General features: G+C 46.4%; 22 protein-coding genes. 4 read left to right on the top strand and 18 right to left on the bottom strand.

Annotated elements, in window-relative coordinates; genetic code table 11:
• Positions 1-108: 108 nt before the first annotated feature.
• The gene (locus OUY18_RS10920) at positions 109-672 is read left to right on the top strand and encodes a uracil-DNA glycosylase (RefSeq protein WP_268058822.1); all 564 of its coding nucleotides are present in this window, start codon (positions 109-111) and stop codon (positions 670-672) included.
• A gap of 82 nt (positions 673-754) precedes the next feature.
• Here OUY18_RS10920 and OUY18_RS10915 read toward each other — a convergent pair whose 3' ends face one another.
• The 6 genes from OUY18_RS10915 to OUY18_RS10890 form a co-directional block, all read right to left on the bottom strand.
• On the bottom strand, positions 755-1,993 hold the full coding sequence (locus OUY18_RS10915; protein ID WP_268058821.1) for a glycosyltransferase family 4 protein: 1,239 nt from the start codon (positions 1,991-1,993) through the stop codon (positions 755-757).
• A gap of 38 nt (positions 1,994-2,031) precedes the next feature.
• Complete coding sequence (gene wecB, locus OUY18_RS10910; protein WP_268058820.1) at positions 2,032-3,108, bottom strand: non-hydrolyzing UDP-N-acetylglucosamine 2-epimerase; 1,077 nt, start codon at positions 3,106-3,108, stop codon at positions 2,032-2,034.
• 1 nt (position 3,109) lies between these two features.
• Entirely contained in the window at positions 3,110-4,225 is a 1,116-nt protein-coding gene (locus OUY18_RS10905; protein ID WP_268058819.1) for a Gfo/Idh/MocA family protein, read from the bottom strand.
• Positions 4,226-4,338: 113 nt separating this feature from the next.
• Positions 4,339-5,658 (bottom strand): nucleotide sugar dehydrogenase, encoded by a 1,320-nt coding sequence (locus OUY18_RS10900; RefSeq protein WP_268058818.1) that lies wholly within the window; start codon positions 5,656-5,658, stop codon positions 4,339-4,341.
• Positions 5,659-5,728: 70 nt separating this feature from the next.
• Complete coding sequence (locus OUY18_RS10895) at positions 5,729-6,862, bottom strand: DegT/DnrJ/EryC1/StrS family aminotransferase (protein ID WP_268058817.1); 1,134 nt, start codon at positions 6,860-6,862, stop codon at positions 5,729-5,731.
• Positions 6,863-7,444: an acyltransferase gene (locus OUY18_RS10890; protein WP_268058816.1), complete on the bottom strand. Its 582-nt coding sequence runs from the start codon at positions 7,442-7,444 to the stop codon at positions 6,863-6,865.
• A gap of 306 nt (positions 7,445-7,750) precedes the next feature.
• On the opposite strand from OUY18_RS10890, the gene OUY18_RS10885 reads away from it, so the two are divergent.
• Positions 7,751-8,929: a DegT/DnrJ/EryC1/StrS family aminotransferase gene (locus OUY18_RS10885; protein ID WP_268058815.1), complete on the top strand. Its 1,179-nt coding sequence runs from the start codon at positions 7,751-7,753 to the stop codon at positions 8,927-8,929.
• A gap of 152 nt (positions 8,930-9,081) precedes the next feature.
• On the opposite strand, the gene OUY18_RS10880 is transcribed toward OUY18_RS10885, so the two are convergent.
• From OUY18_RS10880 to OUY18_RS10865, 4 genes are all read right to left on the bottom strand, one after another.
• Positions 9,082-9,849 carry a type III pantothenate kinase gene (locus tag OUY18_RS10880; protein WP_268058814.1) on the bottom strand — a complete coding sequence of 256 codons (768 nt, stop codon included), beginning with the start codon at positions 9,847-9,849 and terminating at the stop codon, positions 9,082-9,084.
• 174 nt (positions 9,850-10,023) lie between these two features.
• The gene (gene feoB, locus OUY18_RS10875; RefSeq protein WP_268058813.1) at positions 10,024-11,859 is read right to left on the bottom strand and encodes a ferrous iron transport protein B; all 1,836 of its coding nucleotides are present in this window, start codon (positions 11,857-11,859) and stop codon (positions 10,024-10,026) included.
• A gap of 9 nt (positions 11,860-11,868) precedes the next feature.
• The gene (locus OUY18_RS10870) at positions 11,869-12,393 is read right to left on the bottom strand and encodes a spore maturation protein (RefSeq protein ID WP_326492993.1); all 525 of its coding nucleotides are present in this window, start codon (positions 12,391-12,393) and stop codon (positions 11,869-11,871) included.
• Positions 12,386-12,973 carry a nucleoside recognition domain-containing protein gene (locus OUY18_RS10865; RefSeq protein WP_268058812.1) on the bottom strand — a complete coding sequence of 196 codons (588 nt, stop codon included), beginning with the start codon at positions 12,971-12,973 and terminating at the stop codon, positions 12,386-12,388. The genes OUY18_RS10870 and OUY18_RS10865 overlap by 8 nt, the downstream gene beginning before the upstream one ends.
• Positions 12,974-13,134: 161 nt before the next feature.
• Between OUY18_RS10865 and OUY18_RS10860 the strand changes: the two genes are divergently transcribed.
• Positions 13,135-13,389, top strand: coding sequence for an AbrB/MazE/SpoVT family DNA-binding domain-containing protein (locus OUY18_RS10860; RefSeq protein ID WP_268058811.1), 255 nt, complete (start codon positions 13,135-13,137; stop codon positions 13,387-13,389).
• A 119-nt stretch (positions 13,390-13,508) separates the two neighbouring features.
• Positions 13,509-13,994, top strand: coding sequence for a phosphohydrolase (locus OUY18_RS10855; RefSeq protein ID WP_268058810.1), 486 nt, complete (start codon positions 13,509-13,511; stop codon positions 13,992-13,994).
• A gap of 246 nt (positions 13,995-14,240) precedes the next feature.
• Here OUY18_RS10855 and OUY18_RS10850 read toward each other — a convergent pair whose 3' ends face one another.
• The 8 genes from OUY18_RS10850 to OUY18_RS10815 form a co-directional block, all read right to left on the bottom strand.
• Positions 14,241-15,059 carry an MBL fold metallo-hydrolase gene (locus tag OUY18_RS10850; protein WP_326492992.1) on the bottom strand — a complete coding sequence of 273 codons (819 nt, stop codon included), beginning with the start codon at positions 15,057-15,059 and terminating at the stop codon, positions 14,241-14,243.
• 172 nt (positions 15,060-15,231) lie between these two features.
• Positions 15,232-15,456 (bottom strand): Imm74 family immunity protein, encoded by a 225-nt coding sequence (locus OUY18_RS10845; RefSeq protein ID WP_268058809.1) that lies wholly within the window; start codon positions 15,454-15,456, stop codon positions 15,232-15,234.
• A gap of 3 nt (positions 15,457-15,459) precedes the next feature.
• On the bottom strand, positions 15,460-16,359 hold the full coding sequence (locus OUY18_RS10840; RefSeq protein ID WP_268058808.1) for a hypothetical protein: 900 nt from the start codon (positions 16,357-16,359) through the stop codon (positions 15,460-15,462).
• Positions 16,360-16,948: 589 nt separating this feature from the next.
• Positions 16,949-17,314: a DUF7674 family protein gene (locus tag OUY18_RS10835; protein WP_268058807.1), complete on the bottom strand. Its 366-nt coding sequence runs from the start codon at positions 17,312-17,314 to the stop codon at positions 16,949-16,951.
• A gap of 6 nt (positions 17,315-17,320) precedes the next feature.
• On the bottom strand, positions 17,321-18,784 hold the full coding sequence (locus OUY18_RS10830; protein ID WP_268058806.1) for a hypothetical protein: 1,464 nt from the start codon (positions 18,782-18,784) through the stop codon (positions 17,321-17,323).
• Between the two features lie 261 nt (positions 18,785-19,045).
• Positions 19,046-19,291, bottom strand: coding sequence for a hypothetical protein (locus tag OUY18_RS10825; RefSeq protein WP_268058805.1), 246 nt, complete (start codon positions 19,289-19,291; stop codon positions 19,046-19,048).
• A 12-nt stretch (positions 19,292-19,303) separates the two neighbouring features.
• Complete coding sequence (locus tag OUY18_RS10820) at positions 19,304-19,426, bottom strand: hypothetical protein (protein WP_268058804.1); 123 nt, start codon at positions 19,424-19,426, stop codon at positions 19,304-19,306.
• On the bottom strand, positions 19,426-20,008 hold a 583-nt coding region (locus tag OUY18_RS10815), incomplete at its 5' end, for a glycohydrolase toxin TNT-related protein (protein WP_268058803.1). The genes OUY18_RS10820 and OUY18_RS10815, both read right to left, overlap by 1 nt.

The raw sequence follows: 20,008 nt of genomic DNA, 5'->3' as shown, positions 1-20,008 counted from the left end.
TAGTGTAACTCAAATAAGAGGAAAATTCAACATCAAATGCATTTATGCTGTTGCAATGTCCGTTTTAATGGTATAATAAAAAGGATAAGAAGGAAAGGTGGCAAGAAATTGTACGATAACTGGGAAGAATTGAAATCCGCATGCTTACAATGCCACGAATGCGGACTGTGCGAAGGAAGAACAAACCTGGTATTCGGTGTTGGCAATGAACAGGCGAAGGTACTTTTTATTGGAGAGGGACCCGGCGAAAACGAAGATTTACAGGGCGAACCGTTCGTCGGCAGAAGCGGCCAATTGCTCGATAAAATGCTTGCGGCTGTTGATCTTGACCGGCACTCCAATATTTATATAGCAAATATCGTGAAATGCAGGCCGCCGCATAACAGGGACCCGCTTCCGGAAGAGCAGGACACCTGCATCAAGTGGCTGCGCAATCAGGTGGCGCTGATCCGGCCGAAGATCATCGTCTGCCTTGGGCGGATCGCCGCATTAAAGCTGATCAAGCCGGATATGAAAATCACAAAGGAACACGGTGTGTTCTTTGAAAAGAACGGCGTCTGGATGATGGCAACCCTTCACCCGGCCGCACTTTTACGAAACCCCAACAATAAACCCGCCGCGTTTGACGATTTCATCAAACTGCGCGAGAAAATGACAGAACTGGGAATATAGAGAGAAGGGCAACCATCCGGCTGCCCTTTAAAATTGCAAATTTATATCGCTGCGGCAAAAACTTTGCTTGATTTCCGCCCTGTCAGTGCGGCATGGAAAAAACATCGAGGAACTTTTGAGAAAGCACATCATACTCATTATTCTGAAGGATGTATTCCTTGCCCCTCTCGCCCATCGCGTTAAGCTCCTCCTTGGATAAGGACGCCAGCTTCCGGGCGGCTTCGGCAATCGCTTTGCTGTCCTCCGGCGGAATGGAAATCCCGCAGTCTGCGTCCGCAACCATGTCGTTGCCCGCATCGATGGCAAAGATGACCGGCTTCGCCGCCATCATGTAATCCATCAGCTTGTTCGGGCTTACGCCGAAACGGAACAAAGGCTGCCTTTGCAGGCCGACATAGAGCGCGTCCATCTGGTGCAGCAGTTCCGGAATCTGGCCGCGTTTTACCGGCTCCAGCAATTCCACCGTCTCGCCCAGATTTCGGTCTTTTACCTTCTGAATCAGGCGCTCACGCTCCGGCCCGGGGCCGACCAAAAGGAGCTTGATTTTCTGATCGCGGAGCATATCCCCTGCTTCGACAAAACTGTCCAGCGCATTGGCAATTCCGTGCGCACCGGTATAGCCGATGAGGAAATATCCCTCGTCATGATACTGTTTCAGTTTATCGCAATACACCGGTTGGTCTGCCATCGGCTTTTCCCAATCGGCTTTAATAATGCCGTTCGGAATGCAGATGAATTTGCCCGGCTTCAGGCCGTGCTCTTCCATGTGCTCCTGTGCGTTCGGCAGCAGCGAAACCACATAATTGCTGTGCTTATAGCAGTAATTTTCCGCCGCCTGCATGGCCATGATGTACGGGTGGTGCGGACTCATGCCGCCAAGCTCAATCGGGCTGAGCGGCCAAAGGTCGTGCACCTCGTAAATCAGCATGGCGCCGTATTTTTTTGCAAGCTTATGCGCGGGATAAATGTCCAGCGGATAGGTGGAGGACGCAATCACCGCGTCCGGTTTGCCCTGCGCCGCGATTTCATCCCCGTATTTGTAAAGCCCGTGCAGAAACGAAAGCATATTTTTGATTCGCCCCATGCCGTTTCCATGGTACTCCGGGCCGGCAATCCAGAAATAGCGCACGCCGTCCAGCATCTGTTCCATGGTTGCCTGCCCCTGCATATCCGGGTTCTTTGTGCGCAGATGGGAGTACGAACTGGCGGCAATGGTAACGTTGTGCCCTGCCGCGGCCCACCGCTTCGCCATAAAATACGGGCGGAACTCCATGCCGTGCTGGTTGGAACCGGCATAATGATTGATATAAATAATATTCATACATAACCCCTTGTATTCAGCAAAAAGGATTCAAAGCCTTAGCCGTTCAGCAAAGCCGAGGCGATTTTTTCCGAGGCGTTTCCGTCGCCGAACGGCTTTGCCTCACGGGCAGCCGGGTCGGGAACCGTATGCATCGCCTTCTCGTAAATATCCTCGGTCGTAAGCTTCGCCAGCACATTCCAGTTTCCGTTGAGCGTTTCCACCCATTCGGTTTCCTGCCGGAGCGTGATGCACGGCACTTTCATAAACCATGCTTCCTTTTGAAGCCCGCCGGAATCGGTCATTACCTGACAGGCGTTCGACGTAAGAAGCAGCATTTCCAGATAGCCGACCGGGTCGATCAGCTGAATGTTCCGGAATCCGCATTTTGCAATCGCTTCTTCCGCAAGCGGTCTTGTCCTTGGATGAATCGGCAGAACGACAAGCTGGGGAAGCTTTTCAAACGCGTTAAAGATACGGATAATCGCGTCCAGCCCGCCGTCGGTCGTTTCCGCACGGTGCAGCGTGGCAAGCCGGTAGTTTTTCGGCTGTATTTGAAGCTGACCGAAAATAGCGGTTTTGTTCGGGTTATTCTGCGCAACCTTTAAAAAGTGAAGCACGGAATCGAGCATAACGTCTCCGCTGATGCTTACGCCCTTGGTAATTCCCTCTTTTTTCAGGTTGTCCGCCGCAGTCTGCGTCGGGCAGAAAAGCCAGGTGGAGATATGATCGGTTAAAACGCGGTTCTGCTCCTCCGGCATGCGCATGTTGTAGGAGCGCAGTCCGGCTTCCACATGGGCAACCGGAATATGCAGCTTGGAAGCCGCGAGAGCACCCGCGAGCGTGGAGTTGGTATCGCCGTAAACCAGCATAATATCCGGCTTTTCCTTAAGCAGGACGTCCTCGATTTTTATCAGCATTTCGCCGGTCTGGTGGCCGTGCGAACCGGAACCCACGCCAAGATTATACGCGGGCTTCGGAATAGAAAGTTCCTCGAAAAATACGTCGGACATATTGCGGTCATAATGCTGACCGGTATGAACCAAGACCTCGGTACAATTTTTCCGCAGTGCCGCGGAAACAACCGAAGCCTTTACGAACTGCGGCCTTGCACCGACAACGGTAACGATTTTCATCCTACTTCACCCCGCATGAAGGATAACGGACGTCGGAATCATCCATATCCAGCGTGGAAAAGCGGAGTCCGTCGAACGCAACCGGCTGTCCGGTTTTCTGCGACTTGTAAGCCGCGAGGATGATCTTCATCGCCTTGATCGCCTCGGTTCCGCTGACAAGAGGATCGGTATGCGTGTTGACCGCGTGAATATAATTGGCGTAAAGCATATTGTGGCCGCTTCCGTAAACGTCCTTCGGGTCCTTGCCGGAAAGAGCCGCGATATGCGAATCCTGCTCGGCAGGCTTTTCAAAATTCCAGGTTTCCATGCGGTTCACGGCAATACCGCCGATAACCACCGCGCCGGTTCCGCCGAAAATGGAGAGCGTTTCTTCCAGATTCTTCGGATATACGCAGGCGGTGCCTTCCACAATGCCGATTGCGCCGTTCTTAAAGCGGATCAGGATGCTTCCGAAATCCTCCGCCTGAATGTCGCGAAGGTAGTTGCCCGTCATGGCCATAACCGTTTCCGGTTCGCCGCCAAGGCACCACTGGAGAAGGTCAATATCGTGAATACACTGGTTCATCAGTGTGCCGCCGTCCTGCGCCCATGTTCCGCGCCACGGAGCCTGTTCGTAATACGGCATGCCCCGGTTCCAGAGAATACGCGCAGTTCCGTTTACCAGCTTGCCGAAACGGCCGTCTTCAATTGCTTTGTGCAGTTCCTGAACCGGCTCGTTAAAGCGGTTCTGGTGGCAGACGCCGAGGGTAACGCCGTGCTCCTTCGCTTCGCGGATCATCTGCTCGGCATCGGCAGTGCTCAAAGCCATTGGCTTTTCAATCAGCACGTTCTTGCCGTGGCGGATACAGTAAAGCGCAATCTCCGCATGGTATCCGCTTTCCGTCGCAATGGCGCAGCAGTCAATTTTCTGCTCCTCCAGCGCTTTTTTATAATCGGCATAGACTGCCGGTTTGCTGCCGGCGGCATCCTGATAATCCTTTGCTTTTTTCTCCGCGTTCTCAAGCACCGGGTCGCAGACAACCGCCAGTTCCATTGTATCCGCATTCGCAATCGCCGCGGCAATGTGGTTTTTTGAAATTCTTCCGCATCCTATCAAAGCAAAACGAAGTTTTTCCATATCGGTTCTCCTTTTCTTTATCATGCATTTTCCTTATACCGCCAGGCTGTAAGCATACCGGACGGCACAACACAAAATTCCCCCGTCACTTACAAGAAACGGGGGTAAATTGTTTATAAAAGCTCGATGTTGGAGCGATCCTTTACATCCTTCATGGCGTTTCTGGTATCGAATACTTCTTTGGAAAGCTTCTGAATCCGGTTGTAATCGAAGCAGGCATGCGCCGTGCAGATGATGACGATATCCGCATTTTTCAGCATATCATCCGTCAGTTCCTTTTCACCGGTATGCACAACGCCTTTATGCTTGTACTCCGGAATATACGGATCAAAATACGTGGTATCGGCGCCTTCCTTAATTAAATGGTCAATGACATTTAACGCCGGGCTTTCGCGGTAGTCGTCGATATCCGCCTTGTAGGCAACGCCGAGAACCAGCACTTTCGCACCGTTCATCGCTGTTTTGTTCTGGTTAAGCACTTTCATGGCACGGTCGACAACATATTCCGGCATGCCGGTGTTGATTTCGCCGGAGGTTTCAATCAAACGGGTATGATAATCAAACTCACGGGCCTTCCAGGTAAGGTAGAACGGGTCGAGCGGAATGCAGTGGCCGCCGAGGCCCGGTCCTGGATAAAACGCCTGGAAGCCGTACGGCTTTGTCTTTGCCGCGTCGATTACTTCCCAGACATTGATGCCCATGCGGTTGCAGATAATCGCCATTTCGTTGGCCAAACCGATATTAATATTGCGGTACGTGTTTTCCAGAAGCTTCTCCATTTCGGCAACCGCCGGGGAAGAAACTTCGAAAACGCCGCCTTCAAGAACATTGCGGTAGAGAGCGGCCGCAATTTCGGTGCCGTCTTTTCCTATGCCGCCGACAACCTTCGGCGTATTCTTCGTTTTATACTGTTTGTTGCCCGGGTCCACGCGCTCAGGGGAGAAAGCAAGGTAGAAATCCTCGCCGCATTTCAGCCCGCTTGCTTCGAGAATCGGCTTTAAAAGCTCCTCGGTTGTTCCGGGATAGGTCGTGGATTCCAAAACAACGACCATGCCCTTATGCAGATATTTTGCAACCGATTCGGTGGAACCCTTTACATAGCTGATATCCGGCTGCTGGTATTTGTCCAGCGGAGTGGGTACGGCAATCGCCACCGCGTCAACATCCTTAATAAAGGAAAAATCGCTGGTGGCGGAAAGGGTCTTGCTGTCCACAACTTTTTTCAGCGTATCGCCCACGATATCGCCGATATAGTTGTGCCCGGCGTTAACGGCGTCCACTTTCTTGGACTGCACGTCGAAACCGATGGTTTTGTAGCCGGCTTTTGCGAACTCGACCGCCAGCGGAAGACCGACGTAACCGAGGCCGACAATTCCGACAACGGCGGTTTTGTCCTGAATCTTATTCATTAATTCTGCTTTCATATTCGACATTTGTATTTCTCCTTGTCATTCAGATAATCAGGTCTCATTTTAAAAAATCAACAAATCCTACGTTTTTGATTTATGAAACAAGACCCAGCAAGGTTTTGCAGATATAATCGATAACGTCTTCCGTTATATAACCATGCATGGGAAGGCTGAAAACCGTTTTGCAGAGCTTTTCACTGATGGGCATGTCCCCTTCTTGATAACCGAGAGGCGCATATACCTTCTGCAAATGCAGCGGCATCGGATAATAAATCATCGTCGGAACGCCCGCCGTTTTCAGCCCTTCGAGGATTTTGGAGCGCTGCTCCTCACTTTCCGCCTTAAGAGTATAATATCCAAAGCTGGAAAAATATCCGTCATGAACAACCGGAACCTGAAATTTATCCTGTAACCGGTCGGCGTAGCGCTTTGCCGCCCAATTGCGATGCTCTGTTTCTTTATCAAACGCATGGAGCTTCGGAAGCAGAATCGCCGCCTGAAGGGTATCCAGCCTTGCGTTTAAACCGACGCGCACATTTTCATATTTAAAAGAGCCCTTGCCGTGAACACGGATGGATTTCAGCAAAGCCGCCTGTTCCTCGTCATCCGTAAAAACGGCTCCGCCGTCGCCGTAGCATCCGAGCGCCTTCGCCGGGAAAAAGCTCGTAGCGGAAAAATCGCCGAAACTGCATGCTTTTTTCCCGTTAATCTGTCCGCCGAAACCCTGCGCGGCGTCTTCAATCAACGTCATGCCGTATTTCTTGCAGATCGGTTCAATCTCCGGAAAAGCCGCCGGCTGACCGAATAAGTCGACCGCAATAACCGCCTTCGGTTTTAGTTTGCCCTCTTTTACAACTTTTTCCACCTGTTTTTCAAGGGATTTCGGGTCCATATTAAAAGTATCTTCTTCAACGTCACAGAATACGGGCGTCGCGCCTAAAAGGCTGGCAACCTCCGCTGTGGCGAAGAACGTAAGAGCCGGTACAAAAACCGCGTCTCCCCGGCCGATTCCCTTTGCCATCAGCGGCATAAGCAGCGCGTCCGTCCCGTTGCTGGTGCTGACGCAGAATTTCCGGCCGGTATAGTCGCAAAGCTCTTTTTCAAGCTCTTCCGTCTGCGGCCCGGAAATAAAATGGCATCCGCTGATCACATCGGCAATCCCCTTGTCGATCTCTTCCTTTAAATGGCGGTATTGAGCGCCAAGGTCGTTAAACGCTATTTTCTCCATTTATTTTGTTTCCTCCTGAAGACCGTGTTCCGTCTTCCGATATTTTCTTCCGCATTTCGGGCAGGCCAAATCATCGTTAAGTTTCTCCCCGCATTCGCAGGCCCAGCCGTGCTGGCGGGCAGGCGTGCCCATCATAATCGCATGATCCGGCACATCCTTTGTCACCACGCTGCCGGCCGCGATAAACGCGTTTTTGCCGATGCGGTGGCCGCACACGATGGTTGCATTCGCCCCGATGCTCGCGCCTTCTCCAACCGGTGTATGGGCATAAAAAGCCGCGCCGCGCTGTGGATATTTGCACCGCGGGCGCTGAACGTTGGTAAACACCATCGAGGGGCCGCAAAAGACATAATCGCCTAATTCGACACCTTCATAGATGGATACGTTATTTTGTATTTTACAGTAATTTCCGATTGCTGTGCCCGGGGCAACAAATACATTTTGCCCGAACGTACAGTTTTCACCGATTTTGCAGCCGCCGCTGATATGGCAGAAATGCCAGATCTTCGTACCGGCTCCAACTTCTGCGCCGTCGTCCACGCACGCACTCGGATGCGCGAAAAAGTTCTTCATTTCGCTCATTTGAACACCATTCTTTACCTAAATTAATCGAAAAAAGTTCCTGCTATAACTTGTTCATTATATAACCAACGCGGCTTTTAGTCAATATTTTGCGGACCAATATAGTTGACATTAAATATCAATCGTATTATGATTTAGTTTGATTTATTGTCTAATCTGATTAAGCCGGGTCTTGCCTGTAAAATAAAAATCATGCCTTGCCGTATTCCGGGTATTCAGGTCGAAATCAGGACTTTCGCCGCGCGGGCAGGATTCCTGATTACAGACGGGGCCTGCGGAATTGAAAATCGAAAAAGAGGTTAAATCATGGGAAATTTTAAAAAAAGAGAAAAATTTATTCCATACAATCTGCCTGATATTACCGATCTTGAAATCAACGAGGTCGTGGATACGCTGAAATCCGGATGGATTGCAAAGGGGCCGCGTACGAACGAATTTGAAAAACAGTTTGCGGGATTTCTTGGCGCCAAGTATGCAATCGCCATGAATTCCTGCACCGCGGCGCTGCATGTGGCGCTGCTTACAAAAGGCATCGGCCCGGGCGACGAGGTCATCACCACCCCGATGACTTTCGCTTCCACCGCGAGCACCATTATCCACACGGGAGCAACGCCGATATTTGCCGATGTAGACTATAAAACCGCCTGTATTGACCCGGATGAAATCGAAAAGAAAATCACGCCCAAAACAAAAGCGATTGTGCCGGTGCATTACAGCGGACAGGTCTGCGACTTGGACCGGATTTATAAAATTGCCGACAAACACGGCCTGTTCGTTTCCGAGGACGCGGCCCACGCGCTGTGCAGCCGTTACAAGGGCAGGCTGATCGGCAACAAGCTGCAGGGCACGGCTTCTTACAGCTTCTACGCTACGAAAAACCTCGCAACCGGCGACGGCGGCATGCTCGTTACCGATGATGAGGAGATTGCACGCAAGGCAAGGATTTTCTCCGGTCAGGGCATGAGCAAAAACGCCTGGAACCGCTACGCGAAGGGCGGAACCTGGAGATACGATATCTGCGAGCCGGGATTTAAATATAATATGTTTGATATTCAGGCCGCTCTGGGCTTAAAACAACTCGCCCGTATGGGCGAAATGCAGGCCGCACGCTTAAAGATTGCGGAGAAATATCAGAAAGAATTCGGTAAAATCGACGCGATTGACCCGCCGTTTGTCCCCGACTACACCACGCACTGCTGGCATCTTTATGTTATCCGCGTCGTTCCCGAGCTGCTGACCATTGACCGCGACCAGTTTATTGTCGAGCTGAATGAGCGCAATATCGGAACCAGCGTGCATTTCATTCCGGTAACCTACATGAGCGCCTACACCAGCCGCTACGGATTTAAAGAGGGCGATTTCCCGAATGCGGAAAAGCATTTCGAACGCCTGATTTCCTTACCGCTCTATCCGACCATGAGCGACGAAGAGGTTCAGTATGTCATTGACGCGGTAAAGGATATCGTAGAGAAATATCACAAGTAATACCATAAATCAAAACAGCGCTGTGTAAATGCACGGCGCTGTTTTTTATCCCTTGTTTGTATAAAGACGGACGGACTTTCGCGATAGAAACCGCCTGCCGTCTTCCGGGTATTTCCGACATGGCCGGACGCAATGATTAAGCGAAACAGGTCTCATTCTTTATTCTTTTCATAAATAATCCGAAGACCTTCTAAGAGAAGCGTGTCGCAGAAATGGATGCTTCGTCTGCAAAGCGGGATAATTTCCGGGGATAAACCGCCCGTTGCGACAACCTCACATTTTTCGCCGAGTTCTTCTTCCATCCGTTCAATCATGCCGTCGATCATGCAGGCGGTGCCAAGAAGAATGCCGGATCGCATACAGTCGACTGTGTTCTTTCCGATGACATTCTCCGGCGCTTCCAGGCTGATGCTCGGAAGCTGCGCGGTACGCCGCGTTAAAGCGTCCATAGAGATTCCCACGCCCGGAATAATCGCGCCGCCCAGCATGGTTTTGTCCCTGCTTAAAACGACGAAGGTCGTGGCGGTACCCATGTCGAGAACGATGCACGGAGCGTCAAACATCTCCGCCGCGGCAACACAGCCGGCGACGAGATCCGCGCCGGTCGTTTCCGGATTTTTAATGCTGGTTTTCAGATTCGTTTTCGTATCCGGCCCAACGCAGATGGGGTTCACTTTCGTCAGGCGCCGGACAGCCCGCAGAATATAATTTGTCAGCGGCGGCACGACGGAACTGATCACCGCTCCTTCAATATCTCCCAGCGATATTCCGTACATATCCAAAATATCACGAAGCTCAATGGCATACTGGTCTTCCATGCGGGAACAATCGGTTGCCATCCGGGACACAAAAAGAAGTTTTGTCTGATCGTAAACGCCGATCGTAATATTTGTATTGCCGATATCCAGAGCTAAAATCATTTTTATCCCCGCTTTTTTCTTTATCTTCTGCAAATTATAGCAATTTGTAAAGCAATATGCAATGGTTATTTGACAAAAAGTTAACAATAATTGAAATTGGAAACATTTTACGATATAATAATCAGCATGTCCACATTATATACGCAAAAAAAGCCCCGGTTTTCGCCGGGGTTCTTATATGCAGTTTTGTATAAAAACAGCGCACTGGTAGAACATGGCGGAAAGATACCATGCCGCGGCAAGCTGATATCCGGCGGAAAGCGCCATCCATTTTAAGCTGCCGGTTTCCCGGCGGACAGCCGCCAGAGCGGTAACGCACGGGGTGTAGAAAAGGACAAAAATCAGGAAAGAGCACGCACTCAGAGACGTGAAACTCGACTGTAACGCAATTTCCAGTTTTCCCGGATAAAGCACGCTCATCGTGCTGATAACGGATTCTTTGGAAACAAGCCCCGCGAAGAGAGACACAGCCGACTTCCAGTCGCCGAACCCGCAAAGCGTAAACACCGGAGCAATCTTCCGCCCGACCGCGGCAAGAATACTTTGCGAGCTGTCGGCGGTCATCTGCAGATTTACGGTAAACCTTTGCAGCAGCCAGACGACGACCGTCGCGATGAACACGGTCGTGCCCGCTTTTTGCAGAAAGTCATTAACACGCCGCTTTACATGCAGTCCGATCGTTTTTGCGGTCGGAAGCCGGTAATCCGGCAATTCCATAACAAACGGCGCGGGCTCGCCTTTCAGGATACTGTTTTTAAACAGCAGCGCGGACAGCAGCCCCATTGCCATACCCGAAATGTAAATCAAAAACATGGCGATCGGCCGGTAGCCGATGAAAAAGGAAGAAATGAACAGGGAATAAACCGGCGTTTTTGCACTGCAGGACATAAACGGCAGAATCAGGATCGTTAAACGCCTGTCTTTCTCATTTTCCAGAATCCGCGTGCCCATCACCGCCGGCACGGTACAGCCGAAGCCCATCAGGAGCGGCACAAACGCTCTGCCGGAAAGCCCGATCTTCCGCATGGGCGCGTCCATAATAAAAGCCGCCCGGGCCATATAGCCGCTGTCCTCCAAAAGAGAGAGAAGCAGAAACAGAAGGAGAATCTGCGGCAGGAATTTCAGCACGGCCCCAACGCCGGCGATAATGCCTTCCAAAACCAGGCTTCGCACCCATGCGGACGCCCCTATCCCCACCAAAGCGGAATTGACGATCGGCGAAAACCAGCCGGTAAGGAAGAGATTCACGCAGTGCACGAAAAAAGACCCGATCGGTCCGAACGTAATATAAAAGATTCCCAGAATAAGTAAGAAAAAAAGCGGAATCGCGAGGAAGCGGTTCGTTGCCACAGAATCAATTTTTTCCGTTCTGCTTTTTTCCGACGCGCTGTGTTTTCTTACCGCTTTTCGCGTAATGTCTTCTATGTATTTGTAACGCGCGTCGGCAAGTGCTGTTTCCGCGTCGCGGGTTCCGGCCGGTTTTTTTACAACCGGATAGACCGCCGGTTTTTTTACCGCGCCGTCCGCTGCACGGAGCAGCGCAGACAGCCCCTCCCCTTTTGAGGCGGAAACCGGAACGGCCGGAATTCCCAAAAGTTTGGAAAGAAGCGTACAGTCAATTCGGTCTCCCCGCTTCTTTACCACGTCCATCATATTGAGCGCAATCACAATGGGAATATGCAGTTCCATTAACTGTGTCGTAAGGTACAGATTCCGTTCAATATTCGAGGCGTCTACAATATTGATGATTAAATCCGGCCGCTCCTTCAAAAACTTGCCGGCAATCGCTTCCTCCGGCGAATAGGGTACCAGCGAATAAATCCCGGGCAGATCCACAATTTCCAGCGTATCATTCAAATAATGCGCCGTACCGCTTTTTTTCTCAACGGTCACGCCGGGCCAGTTTCCGACGTAAGCTGTTGAACCGGTCAGCGCATTGAACAGCGTTGTTTTCCCGCAGTTCGGGTTCCCTGCAAGCGCGGTGACATAATGAAATGACTGATGATTCATAGTTCATCCTTATGATTGAAAAAATAGGCGCACAGCCAAAGCCGATACGACAAAGGCGGTAAAATCCGCCGTCAGTGCGGCGGGAATGGTGTGCCGGGTTTTTTTAATCCCGACGGAGCCGAAATAAACCGCAATGGCGTAGAAAGTCGTTTCCGTGGAACCGGACATGACCGAAGCAACGCGGCCCGCGAAGCTTTCCGTTCCGCAATTCTGGAAAATCTGTGCCAGAACCGCCGTAGAACCGCTTCCCGAAATGGGTTTAATCAGCACAAGCGGCATCACCTGCGGCGGAAGCCCCAGAAACGCTGCAACCGGCGAAAGCAGAGAGGACAGAATATCCAATGCACCGGAGGCACTCAGCATGGCGACCGCCATCATCAGCCCAATTAGGGACGGCAGAATGGAAATGGTCGAGGAAAAACCCTCTTTTGCTCCTGCAACAAAGGTATCGAACAGCGGTACGCCGCGCATCAGTCCAAAAATCACAATCAAAAAAACCGCGGAAGGGATGGCGTAAACACCTAATTTATCCACTTGACCTTCCCTCCAAAAGCTTTGCCATCGTAATTCCCACGACCAGCGCACAGATCGAAGTGAGCCATACCGCCGGTAAAATGTCAAACGGAGCGGGAGAACCATATTTCGCCCGCAGGGTTCCCATAAATGTTGGAATCAATTGAATGGATGCGGCATTAATGACCACAAACATCGCCATGGAATTATCCGCGGTTTGGGTCGGGTTCAGCTTTGCCATTTCTTTCATGGCGGCAATCCCCATCGGGGTAGCCGCGTTGCCCAGTCCGAGAAGGTTCGCCGTTATATTCATGCAGATGGCTTTCGTCGCGGGACTATCCTCTTTGCAGGCCGGGAAAAGCCGCCGCATAACCGGACGGAGAAGCTTGGACAAGATTCGGGTAATCCCGCCCTCATCCGCTATTTTCATTAATCCCGTCCATGCGCACATCATGCCCATCATGGCGATTACCAGCTCCACCGCACCGGCCGCGCCGCTCATAACAGCAGCCGAAAGCTGGGGCATTCTTCCGGTTACGGCGGCACAGATCACGCTGATGATAATGAGGCCCGCCCAAATATAGTTCAGCAGCGCACTCACCCTCCCCTATTTAGTCTCTTTTTATATTTATTCAAAATTTTTTATGGTTATCACAAAAAAATTAATTTTTCTTTATGCAAATAATTGACATAATTGGAAAAATATACTATAATTTTGTCATAGCATAGTACGAAATATCGCACGAAAGGTGATGATTTATAATGAAATCTACTGGTATTGTTCGTAAAGTTGACGAATTAGGACGAATAGTGCTGCCGAAAGAACTCAGAATGACTCTTAATATAAAAGAAAAAGATCCTCTTCAGATTTTTGTTGATGACGACGGCAGAATTATTCTCCAAAAGTACGAACCGGCCTGCGTTTTCTGTAACAGTATGAACGATGTTATTTCGTTCAAGGGCCGTAATATCTGCCGCGATTGCATGAAGAAGCTGTCAAACAGATTGGCGGAATAAGGAATTGCGGTCGTCCTCATAGCCGGGGACGGCATCTTTTTTTGGAGACGGATTGAATTCCCCTTGCTTTGTACGCAAAAAAGATTTATGATGGTGACAGTACATACGCAAAATCGGAGATGAGCAATCTGAAATTAACAGAAGAAGAACGGCAATATTTTAAAAACTGTGCGAAGGATTTATTGAAATCCGAAGACGTACAGTTGATGGATACTTTTATACAGCATGCGGACGTTTCCTGTTTAAAGCACAGTATTTCCGTTGCTTATTGCAGCTTTTGGATTTGCCGAAAGCTAAATCTTCAGGTCGATTACAGAAGCATCATCCGGGGCGCCCTTCTGCATGATTTTTTCCTGTATGACTGGCATATTACAAAAAATCCGATGGGACTGCACGGCTTTAAACACCCGCTCACCGCGCTCGCTAATGCGGAAGGACATTTTCGGCTGAATGATTTGGAAAAAGATATTATTGTGAAACATATGTGGCCGCTGACATTCAAACCACCGAAATACAAGGAAGCTTACATTGTAAGCTTTTCGGATAAATTTTGTTCGATTTCCGAAATTCTGGGAATCCATTCTGCAACCGAATCTCATGAATGAGAGCAGCTAAGTTCAAAACTTGGCTGCTCTTTTTAATCTGCTTTAGCAGGTTGCATAAACGTCTTACTGTTTAAACAACAAAAATCCACCCATCACGGGTGGTCATGACTTGGTCAATGTTTATTAGGAGGAAGGAGTAAAAGGCAGCCGCGCAGCGAAGGAAACGCCGTACCGGCTCTGTACCGAATTTTTTCAGCCGGTACTGCAAATAAAAAAGAATTGCTTTCCGCAATCCCCGGCTAAAATTTACTGATATACTTCAACAACCTGAAACCCTTTTTCTTTTATTTCCCTCTCCGTTATATGCTGATCAAGGTGCATACAATAGACCTTGCTTCTATATTCAGGCGGTACAATACCGCAAAGTTTTGCTAAAGACAAGTGGCAATTGCCTTCATAATCCAACCCGCATGTATCCTGATAGATCCTGTTGATATCTCCATTCATAAGCCTGTTCATAACCATGCTGCTGATGTTATTTGCATCACCGCTATAGTAAAATGATTCCTCATTCAAGTTCATTCGTAACCCATATGACGGTATTGTATCGACATGGGAAACGGGCAAAAATTCGATACGGAACTTTCCCAGCTGTGCATCGTTCCAATCTATTATCTCAGAACTATGAAGCCGAACCATTTCTGAACTTACCCCAATGTTCTTCAGAAAGCCTTCCATTCGCTCCTTTTCAGGAAAGAATAGATTTGGGATACATTGCAAAATATAATACGAATAAAATATGACATCCCCAAGACTGCCAACGTGGTCGGGATGTGTATGAGTGATTATAATATATAAATTTTGAATTCCTTCAAGCAATTTTAATTCTTGTAATCTATGAAATACAGTGCCTCCGCAATCAATAAGGAGCAAACTATTCTCCTTTTTTATAAAAGCGCTTGTGTTCCCTTTTTCTGTATTAAAAGCGCTTCCCATACCAATAAAATGAAGCATTTTTTCCTCCTTCAAGATCGAAATTCCGCCTCCTACGGCAGTACATACTGCGATGACCATCAGTTTGGGTCCAGCAATTACAACAGCCGCTATTGCAATCCCGATGACCACGGTTCCCACCGCTAATTTAAACCAATTGTCTCATACCATTCTGTTTTCTCACCTTGCACTCTTGCTACAAGAAGAATGCTCTCTAACAAAAGCGATTCTACTTTTACCAATTGAAGAAAGCATTCTAATTATTCGTAATAAATTTCATCTATTAATCATTGATTCCATTGAATTACTCAAAAGTAATTATCATATGTGAGTCTTTTGTCTTTTGAATAATTTTTTCGATTAGTTCATTTTTCACAGTTGAATCTATTGGTTCATTTTTAGGTACTTGCCATTGTTTAATAGAATCTTTAAATGCTACAAAACCGCCAACAGTCATCTCTCCAGATATTTTTACTACCTTTCCATCTACTTCAACTTCAATATAAGAACGAGTACCTGTTATTTTCATTTTCTATTTTCCTCCATAAATAATAGTTTCAATCCCAGTTTTCGGGTCAATTATTGTGATTTTACAAACATTCTCATTTCCAATCAGCTTTGGCAACTCAACATTTTCCCAAATATTGTTTGGTCTTAGATTTTCGCCAACTACTGCTCTTATCTCCCCTGATACTTGGTCAGCATATGCAGCCGATGCATCTTCCCATGCTTTAATAGACATAGGATTATCAAAGTCCCATTTGGGAATATCAATATTTTTATTTGCAATTGTTGATTCCAATGTCACCCCATTTTTATTCTTTGCAATATTTGCTGCAATTTCTGCTCCTCCAACACCTTCCGTATTTCCCGACCAAAAAAATGCCGTATTGGGTTCGGTTTTCAATGCGGTACGTATCTCTGGAGTAATTTCAAATGAAGTACTTCCACCCTCAATAACCTCTTCCGCTTCTTTTGAAATTATTTCAGGATTCCCTGCGGTTGTTACTTCATCGATTACACTTTTAGCCAGCTTTTCCTCTGCTCTTTTTGCTACTTTACCACGTATCAGGGTTCCTCCGGCCCAAACGGCTGCACCTGTTACGAAATTACCTACGACACCTTCTGCAGTTACTGTTCTGCCGTCCTGAATACATCTTCCTGCATAAACAGCGCTGTCAATTGCCCCACCGGCATAAGAGCTTGCCACCAATCCTGCCCCGGAAACAATTACTGCTCCTGAAGCGAATCCTCCAATTGAACCCCACATAAATCCGTCGCTGAATCCATCTATAAATGTCCCGCCGTTTTGTACACTTTCGATTCCTTCCGTTATACCGCCGATGCCGCCTCCTACGACAGTACATACTGAGATTACCATCAGTTCCGGCCCGGCAACTACAACAGCCGCTATTGCTATCCCGGTAACCACGGTTCCCACTGCTATTTTGAACCAATTTTCTTGGTACCATTCTTTTTTTAGTCCGGCTATGTCCNACTGAGATTACCATCAGTTCCGGCCCGGCAACTACAACAGCCGCTATTGCTATCCCGGTAACCACGGTTCCCACTGCTATTTTGAACCAATTTTCTTGGTACCATTCTTTTTTTAGTCCGGCTATGTCCTCCATTCGATCGATAAAACTGTTTGATTCTTTTTCAAGGCGCGTTTCCATCTTATCATAGATATCTTTTGAAGATGATACAAACAGACTGATATTTTCTATTTCAGTATACAACGCTTTCATACTTTTTTGAATATCCGCAATGGACCCGTCGATATTTCTTCTCCGCTTTATTTTGGAATCCACATTGCCAAATACATGATCCATAGAGGATTTTAAATCCTCTAATGTGATGGCTATCGTATGAAACTGCATTGCACAGCCTGCCAGCTCGTCCAAATTTACTTTTATAGCACCCAACTCTAAATCCCCCTTTCGTTTTGAAATGTAAAAGACTCTTAGGCCAATTTTAATGGCAGTGTTCTAAGTTTTTGCAATTGCACTGCTACTTAAACATTAATAAAAATATTTTTCAATTTCTTCACAATGTTGCAGTGTAACAGAATTCATATATTTTTTACATTCATTTAATGTATCATGTCCTTCATCTGCTAATTGTTCTAATATTGTAAAATCTAACACTTCTCTTACTTTAACATCTTCACATACAGCCATTCTTTCCATAAAATGAAAAACATTTTTGATACTTGAATTTTTTTGCTCTTCCACCATTTTAAGAACAAATGGTACAAATACCATTCCAAAAGCAATGTGTATTCCAACAGTTTCATCAATTGAATTTTCTTTTTCTTTTTTATTACAAAAATCAACACTCTCAGGTATATTTTCTTTGAATTCTCTATATAAATTCTCATATTTCATAGATCATTACCTACCTAACGCTTTATTTAAATCATCCAGTAATTTCTCTGCTAATGCTCTATCTGAGGTACTCAAAGTTTGCTTTAAAATTTTATTTTCAATATAACTGGCCATATCTATTCCTTTTTGAATATGGGAACCTCCTTTTTTTCCAAGCATAATACCAGTTTTTTCTTCAAACCTTATAACATCCGCAGTTCCGCCATTGCCAATAAATGATTTACCTCTATATAACTGCTTAATTGCATCCTGCAACTGAGGATTTTCGGCTTGATTCAACAATTCTTTCTGTATGTTGATGCCAATCCAATTTTTATATTGACTTAGTAAAGCCTTACCATTTGGTCCAATATAATAATCTACCGAAGAACTGATATTATTAATTCCTTTACCAACCCCCTCCGCAACCTTTTCAGCCTCGCGAACTGACCGGTTTGCTTTGGTTAAGCCTTCAACTACTTTCGCTTCTTTTTCAACTTTAGATATACCTTCTACTGCCTTTACTTCTTTTTCCGCTAAAGATATTTTTGAAACCGTCTCTGCGCCCTTCTCGAATTTCGATAAGCCTTCGACCACCTCGGCTGATTTTCCGATTTTCGAGATTTTTGATGCAGGTACAAAAATCAACAGAAGATTTACTACTGTATCTGTTGCCATTGCACTTTTTGTTTTTAGGTCTGCTTTTGTAAATTTATCTTTTGACTCGATAAATTTATTTTGTGATAAATCCCATAATTTTGGCAGCAACTCGCCGCCCCATTTTAATCTTATGAAATTTTTAAGTTCCGTCGATCCGTTTTGCTTTATCCATGCTTCTGATTTGCCAAACGGGTCATCCATCATGAATTCACTTAGGCCAAACCCTAAATTATATACGAATTTTCCAATGTCTGCTACTCCATATACAAGTTCTTTCGCAGCATCAACAGCACCGCAGCCGATTCCCTCTACCACCTGACGAACATTTCCAAAGAATACTTTTGTACCTTTCTCTAAATCTTGATACCATGCCATTAGTGCCGGAACCGGGTTTGGCATTTCCCCTCTGCCTTGTACTGCTTCTCCTACATCTTTATTCGTTATTGGGATACCGTTCCACCAAACGCCGTAATAACTATTAGGAATTGAATTATAAAATGGGTTAAACTGAGATTCCCGGGAAAGCCGCGTTTCCGTCTTATCATAGATATCTTTTGAAGATGACACAAAGAGACTGATATTTTCTATTTCAGTATACAACGCTTTCATACTTTTTTGAATATCCGCAATGGACCCGTCGATATTTCTTCTCCGCTTTATCTTGGAATCCACACTGCTGCCAAATACATTATCCATAGAGGATTTTAAATCTTCTAATGTTATGGCTACCGTATGAAACTGCATTGCACAGCCTGCCAGCCCATCTAAAGTTACTTTTATAGCACCCCAAATATAAATTCCCCTTTCGAGCTTATAAGACTCATAGTCCATTTCTTTATCTTCATACAAAAGGTAACGAAAAAATCTTCACCCAATTCATATCAGATTTTGGTGCGGGAATACGGCAGATGGTCGCCCCCTTCCATGCGACAAACGCCCGCACCGCGGGCGTTTTGTGCGAGTCGCTATTGGTAATCATAATTTTTTCCTTTTAAATGAATACTTATCGCATATTTTTCCCCAATTAAATGAATACTTATCGCATATTTTTCCCCAACAGACTTGATGCTTGATTGCTCGTTTAGAGCAGGATTATCCAAACTTTTTCTTTCCATACCTAGCCTTTCTAATCAGAGCATTATAGGCTTCTTCGTCATTATCAAATTCAATCGTAGAACCATCTACTATATTTGCCCTTTCATCTGTTACATAAACAACCCATTTGCTATTTTCTTTTTTGATTCCAACTTGATTTTCTTTCAATTTGTCTCCTTGATACCAATTTACCCTCGTCAATTTTTCATTATTAATGATTGCTTTAACAGCTAATTCTTTCATAGTTTATACTTCCTATTTTAATTCTTTTAATAAGCCAAGTCTTTCTAAATATTCAACCTTAACAGGAAATTCATATTGAGTTCCACCGCCAATGCCCCAACCGTCAACTTTAGCAATTTCTCCAACATTTGTCACTACTTTACTAAAATCACCGTTATAGTAACTTTGTACTGATGATAGTTTGATATATCCTCAACATAAGGTAAAGAACGTTGGGAATATGAGTATGGATTACTATTAACTGGAGATACATAACGACCACTTGAATTCCCATATCGATCAATAATTTTTCCTTCTGGTAAATATTCCTTTATACATTTAGCATCTGTTAATGTTTTTTTTATTGCGTTCCCATTTGAATCCAATGTATATCCGCCATTTTTAGCTAAATCCCAACTAATCGTCCCATCCGCATTTAGTACTGAAGAATTCTTGGGTATTTGAACACCTTCGGGCCATGCACTCTCTTTTTGGAAGTTCTTTGCTGCATTAGAATCTACATTTTTTTGTAAATAGTTATAAAGTTCATTGCTAGTACAGGTTGACTCTTTCACTAACTCTTTTGTAGGTTTCAAACCACCCTCAATAATCTCTTTCGTTTCTTTTCCAACTATTTCAGGATTCTCTGCGGTTTTTACTTCATTGATTACACTTTTAGCCAACCCTTTCTCTGCATACTTTGCTATCCCTGCAAATATTACTTCTCCAGCAGCTATG

Origin of the sequence: Caproiciproducens galactitolivorans, from assembly GCF_026672255.1 — a bacterium.
GTDB classification, from domain to species: domain Bacteria; phylum Bacillota; class Clostridia; order Oscillospirales; family Acutalibacteraceae; genus Caproiciproducens; species Caproiciproducens galactitolivorans_A.
Note: the sequence above shows the minus strand (reverse complement) of the source record. Positions and strands in the feature narration are given on the sequence as shown.

Excerpts from the sequence above, each read along its gene's own strand:
- OUY18_RS10915 (WP_268058821.1), bottom strand. The coding sequence starts at position 1,993 with ATGAATATTATTTATATCAATCATTATGCCGGTTCCAACCAGCACGGC.
- wecB (WP_268058820.1), bottom strand. The coding sequence starts at position 3,108 with ATGAAAATCGTTACCGTTGTCGGTGCAAGGCCGCAGTTCGTAAAGGCT.
- OUY18_RS10905 (WP_268058819.1), bottom strand. The coding sequence starts at position 4,225 with ATGGAAAAACTTCGTTTTGCTTTGATAGGATGCGGAAGAATTTCAAAA.
- OUY18_RS10900 (WP_268058818.1), bottom strand. The coding sequence starts at position 5,658 with ATGTCGAATATGAAAGCAGAATTAATGAATAAGATTCAGGACAAAACC.
- OUY18_RS10895 (WP_268058817.1), bottom strand. The coding sequence starts at position 6,862 with ATGGAGAAAATAGCGTTTAACGACCTTGGCGCTCAATACCGCCATTTA.
- OUY18_RS10890 (WP_268058816.1), bottom strand. The coding sequence starts at position 7,444 with ATGAGCGAAATGAAGAACTTTTTCGCGCATCCGAGTGCGTGCGTGGAC.
- OUY18_RS10885 (WP_268058815.1), top strand. The coding sequence starts at position 7,751 with ATGGGAAATTTTAAAAAAAGAGAAAAATTTATTCCATACAATCTGCCT.
- OUY18_RS10880 (WP_268058814.1), bottom strand. The coding sequence starts at position 9,849 with ATGATTTTAGCTCTGGATATCGGCAATACAAATATTACGATCGGCGTT.
- feoB (WP_268058813.1), bottom strand. The coding sequence starts at position 11,859 with ATGAATCATCAGTCATTTCATTATGTCACCGCGCTTGCAGGGAACCCG.
- OUY18_RS10860 (WP_268058811.1), top strand. The coding sequence starts at position 13,135 with ATGAAATCTACTGGTATTGTTCGTAAAGTTGACGAATTAGGACGAATA.
- OUY18_RS10855 (WP_268058810.1), top strand. The coding sequence starts at position 13,509 with ATGAGCAATCTGAAATTAACAGAAGAAGAACGGCAATATTTTAAAAAC.
- OUY18_RS10845 (WP_268058809.1), bottom strand. The coding sequence starts at position 15,456 with ATGAAAATAACAGGTACTCGTTCTTATATTGAAGTTGAAGTAGATGGA.
- OUY18_RS10835 (WP_268058807.1), bottom strand. The coding sequence starts at position 17,314 with ATGAAATATGAGAATTTATATAGAGAATTCAAAGAAAATATACCTGAG.
- OUY18_RS10830 (WP_268058806.1), bottom strand. The coding sequence starts at position 18,784 with ATGGACTATGAGTCTTATAAGCTCGAAAGGGGAATTTATATTTGGGGT.
- OUY18_RS10825 (WP_268058805.1), bottom strand. The coding sequence starts at position 19,291 with ATGAAAGAATTAGCTGTTAAAGCAATCATTAATAATGAAAAATTGACG.